This is a genomic window from Alistipes sp. AF48-12, from assembly GCF_003477565.1.
Lineage (GTDB): Bacteria > Bacteroidota > Bacteroidia > Bacteroidales > Rikenellaceae > Alistipes_A > Alistipes_A hominis.
Window position 1 is genome coordinate 78006 of sequence record NZ_QUDJ01000003.1, and the last position, 12795, is coordinate 90800.

Here is a 12795-nt window from a genome sequence, read left to right on the forward strand (position 1 = left end):
TGAATAAATTTCTGAACAAACTGAAAACGATTTGGGGTAACCGCTGGGTAAAATTCGGCGTGGTATCGGTCATTTACCTGCTGTGGTTCGTGGTCTGGACGGGCAACCTGTGGTTGTTGCTGGGACTGGTCGTGATTTACGATATTTATATATCGAAGACGATGTACCGCTTGTTCTGGCGGAAGCACAAGGAACGCAAGCGAACCAACAAGACCTACCGCAAGACTTCCGAGTGGGTCGAAGCGATTCTGTTCGCGACGGTCGTGGCTACGCTGATCCGGATCTTCTTCTTCGAGATGTACGTGATTCCGACGCCGTCGATGGAAAAGAGTATGCTGGTCGGCGACTATCTCTGCGTCAGCAAGACGGCCTACGGTCCGCGCATCCCGAATACGCCGATTTCGATGCCGCTGGTGCACAATACGATGCCGTTTTCTCAGACCAAAAAGTCGTTCGTCGAATGGATCAAGTGGCCGTACCACCGACTGAAAGGATTCGGAAACGTAAAACGCAACGATCCGGTCGTATTCAACTTTCCGGAAGGAGATACGGTAAGTCTGGCTTATCCGTCGGACAGCTATTATAACGCTTTGCGGCAGTACCAACGTCGTTACGGCGACCGGCGCGGCCGCCAGATGCTGATGGACGAGGGGATCGTCGTCCGTCCGGTCGACAAGCGCGAAAACTATGTCAAACGGGCGGTCGGACTGCCCGGCGATACGATTTTTATCGAACACTCCGAAATGTGGATCAACGGACAGCCGCAGGCGGATATTCCGGGTAAACAGTACAATTATACGGTTGTAACGAACGGTACGCCGGTCAATCCCGACGTGTTCGAAGACATGGGCGTTGCCAAGGACGATATTCACTACGATGCGGCTAACTACGCGTATGTGGAATTGCCGCTGACCGCTGAAAATGCGCGGCGGATGCGTTCGATGGGGAACGTGACGGCGATAATCAAAAGGGAGGGCGAGGGGGCCGATCCCGATATTTTCCCACAGAGCGAAAACTATCCGTGGAACGTCGATAATTTCGGGCCGCTGTGGATTCCGAGCAAAGGCTCGACGGTCGATCTGACCGTCGAGAACCTGCCGCTGTACCGGCGGATCATCGAAACTTACGAAGGGAATAAGCTGGAAATCAAAGACGGGCGAATTTATATCAACGGTACGCCGGCCGACAAATACACGTTCGCGATGGACTACTACTTCATGATGGGGGACAATCGGCACAATTCGCTGGATTCCCGTTATTGGGGGTTCGTTCCGGAGGATCATATCGTCGGAAAACCGTCGTTCGTGTGGATGTCGCTCGATAAGGATAAAAGTTTTCCGGCCAATATCCGCTGGAACCGGATTTTTTCAAAAGTGAAATAGACCGACGATGGAACCCGCCGACGACAGCTATTATACGATCGCGGCCCCGGCCGAAGCCATCTATAAGGACAAGGGAAGCAAGTTTCTGGCCTATGCCTGGCCGGTGACCGACGAGCGGCAGATCCGCGATGCGCTGGACGGGTTGCGTAAGCGCTATTACGATGCGACGCACCATTGCTATGCATGGCGCCTGGGGCCGGAAGGCGAAAACGTGCGGATGAACGACGACGGGGAACCCTCTTCGACGGCTGGACGGCCGATTCTGGGGCAGTTGTTGTCGCGGCAGGTGACCGATGCGCTGGTGGTCGTGGTACGCTATTTCGGCGGAACCAAATTGGGCGTGCCCGGATTGATCGCCGCTTATAAGGAGTCGGCGGCGGCGGTTCTGGATGCGGCCGAAGTGGTGCAGCGTACGGTGAATACCGTGTTGCGGATCGGGTTCGGCTACCTGGCGATGAACGACGTGATGCGGATCGTCAAAGAGATGCAGCCGGAGGTGCTCGGCCAGCAGTTCGACAACGCGTGCACGATGACGCTTTCGATCCGTCGAAGCCGGTCGCAACAGTTGCTCGAACGATTGCGGAACGTGGAGAGTATGAGCATTGATTTAAAGTAAAAATAGAGTTCTATGGGAAAGAAAAGTCTTGTTTCGATCACCGATTTTTCGTGCGATGAAATTCTGAAGATTATGGATCTGGCCGCCCGTTTCGAGGCCGATCCGCACCGACAGGTGCTGGCCGGGAAGGTATTCGCGTCGCTGTTTTTCGAACCATCGACACGGACGCGGCTGAGTTTCGAAAGCGCGATCAATCGTCTCGGGGGCCGGGTGATCGGTTTTTCGGGGACTTCGAATACCAGCGTTTCGAAAGGCGAAACTTTCCACGATACGATCATGACGATCTCGAACTACTGCGATATGATCGTGATGCGTCATTCGATCGAAGGTGCGGCCCGTTATGCCAGCGAGATTTCGCGCGTGCCGGTGGTCAATGCCGGAGACGGGGCCAACCAGCATCCGAGTCAGACGCTGCTCGACCTTTATTCGATCAAGAAAACGCAGGGTACGCTCGAAAATATCAATATCGTGATGATCGGCGATCTGAAATACGGCCGGACGGTGCATTCGCTGCTCGAAGCGCTGTCGTTCTTCAACCCGACGTTCACGTTCGTCGCTCCGGACGAGCTGAAAATGCCCGACGAATACAAGCTGTTCTTACGCGGGAAAGGGATTCCTTACACCGAAACCCGCAGCATCGAAAAGGCGCTCGGCGACGCCGATATCGTCTACATGACCCGCGTGCAGCGCGAACGTTTCTCCGATCCGATGGAGTACGAACGCGTGAAGAACGTTTATATCCTCAAAAACAGTATGCTGGAAAATACCAAACCCAACATGCGCATCCTGCATCCGCTGCCGCGCGTCGGGGAGATCGACACCGACGTGGACGGCAATCCGAAAGCCTACTATTTCAAACAGACCGAGAACGGCGTCTATACCCGCATGGCTATCATCAGTTACCTGTTGGGCGCCGTCGAATAACCGTTTATTTTATAGTTTATCGCAATCATGAAAAATACGGGAGAAGGAAGGCTGGAAGTTACAGCTATCGAAAACGGAACGGTCATCGACCATATTCCGGCCAGCAATCTTTTTAAAATTATCAGAATACTGGGACTCGAAAACGAGAATCACCGGATTACGTTCGGAACGAACCTCGAAAGCAAACGCATGGGAACCAAGGCGATCATCAAAATCAACGACCGTTTCTGCAAACAGGAGGAGATCAACCGGATCGCGATCGTCGCGCCGATGGCGGTCGTCAATATCATCCGGGATTTCAAGGTGGTCGAAAAGCATGCCGTTACGATTCCGGAGACGATCCGGGGATTCGTGAAATGCGCCAATCCGAAGTGCGTCACCAACAACGAACCGGTCGAAACCTCGTTCCTGGTGATCCGCAACGGGGACGAAATCGCGCTCCGCTGCCGATACTGCGAAAAGATCACGCACCAGGAGCAAACCGAGATCGGAAAATAGAACGGATTGATTTTTTATGCGAACGCGGGAAGTGCTCCGCGTTTTTTTATTTTCCCGATCCGGTTTTGAAACGGATCAGCGTGTTTTTGATCGGCCATCCTTCGGTAGAAAAAAATCCGATGCTCAGCAAGTTTATTTGATATTCGAAATTTGGTTTTAGCGCGGTGTCGATAGTAATCGTTCGGTCGTTCGGATACCCGTTGACCTTTTTCAGCGGGAAATGTTCCTGTCCCAAAGGCCCGTATCCGAAACCATATCCTCCGGACATCGGCCGGTCGAAACGAATGGTCAGCGTTTTCAGATCGGGATCGACCTGATTGTCGCCGTTTTCGAACTCTTCGATCGAGACGAAACGGGGCCACCGGTCGATCTGATCGGCCGTGTTGTTGAAAAATTCCACGATGCGCGGCATGAAGCTTTCCATGGTCGGATAGGCGTTCCGTTGTTTTTCGTAGGTTGTCAGCAGACGCGACAATTTGGACATCCACAGAAACCCCTGCGCGATATCCTGCTTGACCTGTCGTGTCGCGGCCGTCGTATCCCCGTGATTGAGCAGGTAGCGGATGACGGAGACTCTGACCAGCGATTCGACGCGTTTGTCTACTTTGGCTGTCAAGGGCGTGTCGGCATAGACGGCCCGGAGTCCGGAAAGTAATATGGACAGGAAGAGCAGCAGGGGGATCTTCACGGATTCAGAAATGATTAGTTGGTCGTGTAAAGTTACAAAATATTGTTTTCAAATACTCTTCCGTCATTGTTTTTCCGAATACGGCGATGATAGAGTCCGGTGTCGTGTATCAATTTTTGCTGAAAAATCGTTATCTTTAGCGATTAATTTTTTTAGAATGCAGAATCCGAAAGAGGAAAAATATATTCATGTCAAAGGCGCGCGGGTGCACAATCTGAAGAATATCGAGGTTAAAATTCCGCACAATCAGTTGGTTGTCATTACGGGATTGTCGGGATCGGGCAAATCCACGCTCGCGTTCGACACCATTTTCGCCGAGGGGCAGCGGCGCTACGTCGAGAGCCTGTCGGCCTATGCGCGGCAGTTTCTGGGTAAGATCAACAAGCCGGACGTCGATTTCATTACGGGGATCGCGCCGGCCATCGCCATCGAGCAAAAGGTCAATACGCGCAATCCGCGATCGACGGTCGGTACGTCGACCGAAATTTACGACTACCTGAAACTGCTGTTCGGCCGTATCGGGCGTACCTATTCGCCGGTGTCGGGACGCGAGGTACGTTCGCATACGGTGGCCGACGTAGTCAACTACATCGCCGCGCTGCCGTCCGGAACCCGCGTGCTGGTCGCTGCTCCGCTGAAAACGGCCGAAGGACAGGGATTGATCGAGAAACTGACGCTGTTGGTCAAGGAGGGCTTGCAACGGCTTTATATCGACGGACAGTCGCTTTTTATCGAGGATATTATCGCGCAGGCGGACGATTACGCCGGACGCGCCGACTTGCGGATCGTGGTCGACCGGGCGAAAGCTACCGATGACGAGGAGACGCTCAGTCGCTTGGGCGATTCGGTGGCTACCGCATTTTTGCAGGGCGACGGCGTGTGCGACGTGATCGTTCAGCAAGCGGACGGCGACCGTGTCGAGTCGTTTTCGTCCCGTTTCGAGTTGGACGGCATCGTTTTCGAGCATCCGTCGGAACATATGTTCAGTTTTAATAATCCGATCGGCGCCTGTCCGCGCTGCGAGGGATACGGCAAGGTAATCGGGATCGACGAGGATCTGGTCGTGCCGGACAAGAACAAAAGCATTTATCAGGATGCGATCGCATGTTGGCGCGGCGAGACGATGAAGTGGTGGCGCGACCAGTTGGTAATCAATGCCCCGAAATTCGACTTTCCGATCCACCGTCCGTTCCACGAACTTACGCGCGAAGAGAAGAGGCTGCTATGGAAAGGCAATGAGTTTTTCCACGGACTTGACGAATTTTTCAAATTCTTGGAGGGAGAACGTTACAAGATCCAGTACCGGGTGATGCTTTCTCGCTATACCGGCAAGACCGTTTGTCCCGACTGCGGCGGCGGGCGGTTGCGTAAGGAGGCGTTCTACGTGCAGGTTGGCGGAAAGCATATCGGCGAGCTGGTGACGATGCCGGTCGACGAACTGCAACGTTTTTTCGACGGTTTGCGGCTCGACGACCGCGACGGGAAAACCGCTGCGCGGGTGCTGACCGAAATCCGCAACCGGCTCGAATACCTCAATGAGGTCGGTCTCGGCTACCTGACCCTCGACCGGCTGTCGTCGACGCTGTCCGGCGGCGAGAGCCAGCGGATCAATCTGGCTACTTCGCTTGGCAGCAGTCTGGTAGGATCGTTGTATATCCTCGACGAACCGAGTATCGGTCTGCATCCGCGCGATACGAACCGGCTGATCGCCGTGCTGAAAAAACTGCGCGATTTGGGTAATACGGTGATCGTCGTCGAGCACGAGGAAGAGATTATCCGGGCGGCCGATACGATTATCGATATCGGACCGCTGGCCGGTTACCAGGGCGGCGAGGTGATGTTTCAGGGCGGTATCGACCGACTGGCTTCTGCGAAGGACAGTCTGACGGCGAAATACCTGACCGGCGTCGAACGGATCGAACCGCCTGCGAACAAGCGTCGCTGGAATAGCTACGTCGAGGTGATCGGAGCCCGGGAAAACAACCTGAAAGGGATCGACGTGAAATTCCCGCTCGGCGTGATGACCTGCGTAACCGGGGTTAGCGGCAGCGGTAAATCGTCGCTCGTTCGCGAAATCCTTTATCCGGCGATCCGTCGGGAACTTTATGAAACGGGGATGAAGCCGGGCGATTTCGAGCGGCTCGGCGGCGATCTGAAGCGATTGAAAGGAGTCGAGATCATCGACCAGAACCCGATCGGGAAATCGCTTAGATCGAATCCGGTCACCTATTTAAAAGCTTACGATGATATTCGTAAACTGTTTGCCGATCAGCCTTATGCGAAGCATAACGGACTGACTCCGTCGCACTTTTCGTTCAACATGGCGGGAGGCCGGTGCGAGGAGTGTCAAGGCGAAGGCGTCATCAAGGTCGGTATGCAGTTTATGGCCGACGTCGAACTGGTGTGCGAAAGCTGCGGCGGCAAACGGTTCAAAGACGAGGTGCTGGAGGTGAAGTATCACGGTCATTCGATTTACGATATTCTCGAACTGACGGTCGATGCTGCCGTAGACCTGTTCGCAGCCTATCAGGACAAGGATGCGATCAATAAAAAGATTATCGAGAAACTGAAGACGTTGCAGGATGTGGGACTGGGCTATGTCAAACTCGGGCAGTCGTCGTCGACGCTGTCCGGCGGGGAGAGCCAGCGCGTCAAACTGGCGTCGTTCCTGATCAAGGAAAATGCCGGAGGCCCGATCCTGTTCATTTTCGACGAGCCGACCACCGGGCTGCATTTCCACGATATCCGCAAGCTGCTGGGGGCTTTCGACGCCCTGCTGGCCCGGGGACATACGGTGGTGATCGTCGAGCATAACATGGACGTGATTCGATCGGCCGACTGGGTGATCGACCTCGGGCCCGAGGCCGGCGAGCGCGGCGGCAGGGTGGTTTTCGAAGGAACGCCCGCCGATCTGATGACGTGCCGCGAAAGTTATACCGGAAAATTCCTATCTTTGGCCGAAAATTCGCGGCGGGGGGCTGCGAAGACAAAAAAATGACGATGGAATTTACCTGCTATACCCTGCCTAACGGGATTCGCTGCATTCATAAACAGGTGCGTTCGGCGGTCGTCAACTGTGCGCTGACGGTCAATACTGGCAGTCGGGACGAAGAAATGTCCGAACAGGGGCTTGCCCATCTGCTCGAACATGCGTTTTTCAAAGGAACGACCCACCGCAAGGCGTTCCATATCAATTGTCGGCTCGAGAATCTCGGCGGCGAATTGAATGCCTATACGACGAAGGAGGAGACGGTGGTGCACGCTACCACGCTGCGCGGCGATTTTGCCAAGGCGGCGGAGCTGATCGCCGATATCGTTTTTCATTCGACTTTCCCGCAGCGCGAGTTGGAGAAGGAGAAGGAGGTGATCGTCGATGAAATCAACTCGTACAAAGATTCGCCTTCCGACCGGATTTTCGACGATTTCGAGGATATGATCTTCGTCGGTTCGTCGCTCGGCCACAATATCCTGGGATGTAAAAGCGCGTTGATGAAGTATACGCGGGACGATTTGCTGCGTTTCGTGGCGCGTACTTACAATACCGATCAGATGGTTTTTTCGGTGATCGGCAATGTCTCGGCAAAGCGTTTCAAGGATACGTGCGACCGTTATTTCGGCGGGATGGGGGAGTCGCTGCGCGGTTTTACGCGCGATGCGGTCGTTTCGGTCGCATCCTTTTCGAAAGAGCTCCACCGGAAATGCTATCAGGCTCATTGCATTCTCGGCGGCCGGGCCTACAACCTGAACGACGAACGGCGCGTGGTGCTGTCGCTACTGACGAACCTACTCGGCGGCCCGTCGGCCAATTCGCTGCTGAACCTGGCCGTAAGGGAGCGCAACGGCTTGGCTTATAATATCGAAGCGGGGTTCACCCCGTTCAGCGATACGGGTCTTGCGACGATCTATTTCGGAACCGACAAGGAACGGGCCGACGAATGCCTCGAACTGATCGACCTCGAACTGACGAAAATCCGCAGCGGAAAGTTGAGCGACCGCCTGTTGCATATCGCCAAAAAACAGTACCTCGGCCAGATTACGATCGCGATGGAGAACAACGAGAGCTATATGTTGAGCGCCGCGCGCAGTTTTCTGGTTTACAATAATATCGATGCGATGGAGACGATCCGCGAGAAGATCGGCACCGTCACGCGGGACGAAATCGTCGCGGTGGCCAACGAGATTTACGGGACGCAGAACCTTTCGATGCTCATGTACCGGTAGATATGGACGATCTGGAACGATATATCGAGCGGCACGTTACCCCCGAAGATCCGCTGCTGGCCGAACTCGACCGGGAGACCCACCTGCGCGTGGTGCAACCCCGGATGATTTCGGGTCATTTGCAGGGGCGGTTGCTGGAGATGGTCGTGCGGATGATCTGTCCGCAGCGGATCCTGGAGATCGGTACTTTTACCGGCTATTCGGCGATCTGCATGGCGCGCGGGCTCGGCGAAGGCGGCGAGCTGCATACGATCGAAGCGAACGACGAACTGGAACCGATCGCATCGAAATATTTCATCCGCAGCGGGCTTTCCGGCCGCATTACGCTGCACATCGGTTCCGCGCTCGATATCGCTCCGTCGCTCGGCGTATTCGATCTGATTTTTATCGACGGCGATAAACGCGAATACCCGCAGTATTACGATATGGCTCTGTCGCATCTGGTGCGCAGCGGCAGCTATCTTCTGGCCGACAACATCCTCTGGTACGGGAAAGTGGCCGAAACCGTACCTGTCGGCGACCGGCATACATGGGCGATCCGAGAGTTCAACGACCGGGTATTGCAGGACGACCGCGTGGAAAACGTGATCCTGCCGATCCGCGACGGGTTGAATCTGATCCGGGTAAAATAGCGAAACGAACGGGGCCGTAAAAAAGAGTCCGCCGGTTGGGATCGTGCGGATTTTGTCCTATCTTTGTTCTGCTAAGTTCAAGAAGCAGATTGCGATGAAAATACGTGTGGATTGTTTTCTGCCCGGTATGGGTACGGAGCAGGCGAAAAGCGTAACGGACGGGTTGCGCCGGGAAGAGGCGGTAGACAAAATTTTCTGGGTGGACGGGTCGGAGAACGATCCGGCCGATGAGTGCGAAAACCGGATCGGCGGGCCGTTGTGCGCTTCGGCGACGCTCCGGAAGATCGCCGAAGCGTCCTCTGGGGATTATACGTTGATCTATACCGGCAATGCCGTATTGCGGATGGGAATGTTCGCTCTCGACCGGATGCTGCAAGTTGCGCGGGATACGAATGCCGGGCTGGTTTACGCCGATTATTACGAAGTGCGGAACGGTCGCCGCAGCGAACACCCGGTGATCGATTGTCAGGCGGGCAGCCTGCGCGACGATTTCGATTTCGGGCCGGTTTTGCTGTACCGGACGGACGCGCTGAAACGAGCCGTAGGACAGATGGAACGCGATTACCGTTTCGCCGGGCTTTACGACTTGCGTCTGAGGGTTTCCTGTCGGGACTTGTTGGTGCATATTAACGAATGTCTATATTCTGATTTAAAGGATGATGAGTCGGGTGATGTGAATACTTTATTTAGCTATGTCGATCCGAAAAACCGGGACGCGCAGATGGAAATGGAACAGGCGTGTACCGACCATCTGAAACGGGTGGGGGCTTATCTGGAGCCGACGTTCCGGGAACCTGCGTTCGCCGGGGACGGTTTCGGGTGCGAGGCTTCGGTAATCATTCCGGTACGCAACCGGGTACGGACGATCGCCGATGCGATCGCTTCGGTGCTGAAGCAGCAGGCCGGATTTAAATTCAATCTGATCGTGATCGACAATCATTCGACCGACGGCACGACCGAAGCGATCGACCGCTTTGCAGCGGACGGGCGGCTGATCCATATCGTTCCGCAACGGGACGACCTCGGGATCGGCGGTTGTTGGAATGTCGGGGTGAATCATCCCGGATGCGGCCGGTTTGCCGTGCAGCTCGACAGCGACGACGTATATGCCGACGAACATACGTTGCAGAAAATCGTCGAGGCTTTTTACAGTCAACGGTGTGCCATGGTCGTGGGGACTTATATGCTGACCGATTTCGAGATGAAGCCGATCCCGCCGGGGGTGATCGACCACCGGGAGTGGACGCTTGAGAACGGGCGGAACAATGCGTTACGGATCAATGGTCTGGGAGCTCCGCGCGCGTTTTATACGCCGCTGTTGCGCGAACTGAAAGTGCCGAATACCAGTTATGGGGAGGATTATGCGCTCGGGCTGCGCTTTTCGCGCGAATACCGGATCGGCCGGATATACGACGTGCTTTATCTGTGCCGTCGCTGGGACGATAATTCCGACGCTTCGCTCGACATCGTCCGGACGAACCGGAACAATGTTTACAAGGACCGCTTGCGGACGTGGGAACTGCGGGCCCGCATCGCCTTGAATATGAATAAGCAAGTGAAATAACGGATTGTAACCGATTGTATAAAAATGAATTGTCCTGGAGCCGATGAATTGAACGCGTTTTTCGAAAGTCAACTCGCGGAATGGGAGTTTGCCCGGCGGAATTTCGAAGCGCTGCGGCGGATTGAAACCAAGACGTTCGATCTGGACGGTTTTTTGATTCGGGTGCAGTTCAATCCGGCGCGGATCGTTTCGTCGGCCGCAAAGGTCGATGCGGCGTCCGTCGTTGCCCGAAAATGTTTTTTATGTTCGGAAAATCAACCGCCCGAACAGCGGGGATTACCCTGGGGGGACGGTTATCGGGTATTGGTAAATCCGTATCCGATTTTCGCCCGACATTTTACGATTCCTGCGGCGGAACACGTGCCGCAGTCGATCGCGGATCGTTATGGGGATATGCTGGCTTTGGCGCGCTGCTTCGACCGGGAGGTCGTCTTTTACAACGGCCCGCGGTGCGGAGCCTCGGCTCCAGACCATGCTCATTTTCAGGCGGTAGGCAAAGGCGCGATGCCGTTGGAGGCCGAAGTCGGACGTTTTGCGACCGAAAAGGTTCTCGAAGCGTCCGGGGCAGCAGCGTATGCGATCCGCGATTACCTGCGCGGCGGATTCGTGATCCGTTCCGCCGACGCGTCGGCTGCGGCCGCCTGCTTCGGGAAATTGTACGAGGCATTGGAGGTATTGCCGGCGGATGCGGAACCGATGATGAACGTGCTGACGTGGTACGACAGCGACGGATGGACGAGTTGCGTTTTTCCGCGTACGAAGCACCGGCCAGCCTGCTTTTACGGCGAAGGAGCGACCGATCTGTTGGTCAGTCCGGCTTCGGTCGATCTGGCCGGCGTGATGATCGTTCCGCGCAAGGATGATTTCGTGAAGATTACGGCGGAGAATATCCGTGCGATTTTTAATGAAGTATGTATCGACGACAGTGCGTTGCAGCGGATTGTCGGTAAATTGAATATCGGATGAATCGGCAACCGCAGGTAAGCGTCGGGGTACTGACGGCGCAACGGATCGATTTCGTGCTGCATGGCGACTATACGGCGGCGGGGAAGACGGTTGCGGGAGAAAACCGGGTTTCGGCCGACGGCGACCGGGTGCGATGGGACGGAGCGTCTTACGGGCGTTTGCGGTTCGAACCGTGCGGGGCAGACGCTTCTTTTACGCTGAAAGAGGTGGTGATCGGGATTGGTTTTCACTGGCAGCGGACCGAAGACCAGGTATTCCGTGGCGCATTGGAACTGATCGCGGACGACGGACGGGTTACGGCCGTCAACCGTATCGGCGTAGAAGAGTATCTCGTAAGCGTGATTGCGTCGGAGATGAACGCTTCCGCATCGCCCGAACTTCTGAAAGCCCATGCGGTGATTTCGCGCAGTTGGTTGCTGGCGCAGATCGTTCGGCGGCAGGCGAAGCCTGCTGTGGCGGAGTCCAAGTGCATTGTCCGTTCCGACGATGAAGAACGAATCCGCTGGTACGACCGGGAGGATCATTCGCTTTTCGATGTTTGCGCCGACGATCACTGTCAGCGTTATCAGGGGATTACCCGTACTTACGAACATGCGGCCGCGGTACGTCGGGCGGTCGCCGATACCTGCGGCGAAGTGCTGACCTACGGAGGGGAAATTTGCGACGCCCGTTTTTCGAAGTGTTGCGGCGGGGTTACCGAAGAGTTCCGCAATTGTTGGGAGGAGCGCGATTATCCGTACCTGTCGAGAGTGCGGGATTGCGACGGCGATCCTTCGGCGCCCGACCTGACGCGGGAGGACGAAGCTGCGCGGTGGGTCGGGGCGTCTGCCGAGGCTTTTTGTAATACGTCCGATCCGGGGATTCTCGGACAGGTATTGAACGGGTACGACTGCGAAACTTCGGATTTCTACCGATGGCGGGTAGAATATACGCCGTGGAAACTGTCCGATCTGGTGCGCCGCCGGTTGGGGATCGACCTGGGGGCGATTCGGGAACTGATTCCCGTGCAGCGCGGCGCTTCGGGCCGGCTGGTGAAGCTTCGGATCGTCGGTACGCAGGGAGCCGTGACTATCGGTAAAGAGCTCGAAATACGGCGCGTCCTTTCGGAGTCGCACCTGTACAGTTCGGCTTTCGTCGTGGAGAAAACGGCGGAAGGTTTTATATTGCGCGGAGCCGGTTGGGGGCACGGCGTAGGGCTGTGTCAGATCGGCGCGGCGGTGATGGGACACCGGGGATTCGCTTACGACCGGATTCTGCTGCACTATTACCGAGGCGCCGCTGTTGAAAAATATTATTGATTCGGA

Annotated in this window: 11 protein-coding genes; 10 read left to right on the forward strand and 1 reads right to left on the reverse strand. The window is 55.6% G+C overall.

The window, feature by feature from the left end; all coding sequences use genetic code 11:
- The first annotated feature begins 11 nt into the window (after window positions 1-11).
- From lepB to pyrI, 4 genes are read left to right on the forward strand one after another with little or no spacing between them, the layout of a single operon-like run.
- A complete protein-coding gene (gene lepB / locus DW082_RS02670; RefSeq protein ID WP_118457303.1) occupies window positions 12-1382 on the forward strand; it encodes a signal peptidase I in 1371 nt (456 codons plus the stop codon).
- Window positions 1383-1389: 7 nt separating this feature from the next.
- Window positions 1390-1998 carry a YigZ family protein gene (locus DW082_RS02675; protein WP_055206112.1) on the forward strand — a complete coding sequence of 203 codons (609 nt, stop codon included), beginning with the start codon at window positions 1390-1392 and terminating at the stop codon, window positions 1996-1998.
- A 12-nt stretch (window positions 1999-2010) separates the two neighbouring features.
- On the forward strand, window positions 2011-2922 hold the full coding sequence (gene pyrB / locus DW082_RS02680; RefSeq protein ID WP_055206109.1) for an aspartate carbamoyltransferase: 912 nt from the start codon (window positions 2011-2013) through the stop codon (window positions 2920-2922).
- Window positions 2923-2949: 27 nt separating this feature from the next.
- Window positions 2950-3420 carry an aspartate carbamoyltransferase regulatory subunit gene (pyrI, locus tag DW082_RS02685; protein WP_055206108.1) on the forward strand — a complete coding sequence of 157 codons (471 nt, stop codon included), beginning with the start codon at window positions 2950-2952 and terminating at the stop codon, window positions 3418-3420.
- Window positions 3421-3466: 46 nt separating this feature from the next.
- On the opposite strand, the gene DW082_RS02690 is transcribed toward pyrI, so the two are convergent.
- Window positions 3467-4108 (reverse strand): DUF4932 domain-containing protein, encoded by a 642-nt coding sequence (locus DW082_RS02690; protein WP_182424072.1) that lies wholly within the window; start codon window positions 4106-4108, stop codon window positions 3467-3469.
- A gap of 157 nt (window positions 4109-4265) precedes the next feature.
- Here DW082_RS02690 and uvrA point away from each other — a divergent pair, with 157 nt between their 5' ends.
- The 6 genes from uvrA to DW082_RS02720 all read left to right on the forward strand — a co-directional run bounded on the left by uvrA (window position 4266) and on the right by DW082_RS02720 (window position 12789).
- A complete protein-coding gene (gene uvrA, locus DW082_RS02695; protein ID WP_118457204.1) occupies window positions 4266-7106 on the forward strand; it encodes an excinuclease ABC subunit UvrA in 2841 nt (946 codons plus the stop codon).
- 2 nt (window positions 7107-7108) lie between these two features.
- Entirely contained in the window at window positions 7109-8329 is a 1221-nt protein-coding gene (locus DW082_RS02700; protein ID WP_118457305.1) for a pitrilysin family protein, read from the forward strand.
- 2 nt (window positions 8330-8331) lie between these two features.
- Entirely contained in the window at window positions 8332-8961 is a 630-nt protein-coding gene (locus DW082_RS02705) for an O-methyltransferase (protein WP_118457206.1), read from the forward strand.
- Between the two features lie 94 nt (window positions 8962-9055).
- The gene (locus tag DW082_RS02710; protein ID WP_118457307.1) at window positions 9056-10525 is read left to right on the forward strand and encodes a glycosyltransferase family 2 protein; all 1470 of its coding nucleotides are present in this window, start codon (window positions 9056-9058) and stop codon (window positions 10523-10525) included.
- A 24-nt stretch (window positions 10526-10549) separates the two neighbouring features.
- The gene (locus tag DW082_RS02715) at window positions 10550-11491 is read left to right on the forward strand and encodes a DUF4922 domain-containing protein (RefSeq protein WP_118457208.1); all 942 of its coding nucleotides are present in this window, start codon (window positions 10550-10552) and stop codon (window positions 11489-11491) included.
- Complete coding sequence (locus DW082_RS02720) at window positions 11488-12789, forward strand: SpoIID/LytB domain-containing protein (protein ID WP_118457209.1); 1302 nt, start codon at window positions 11488-11490, stop codon at window positions 12787-12789. Before DW082_RS02715 ends, DW082_RS02720 begins: the two co-directional genes overlap by 4 nt.
- Window positions 12790-12795 lie beyond the last annotated feature (6 nt).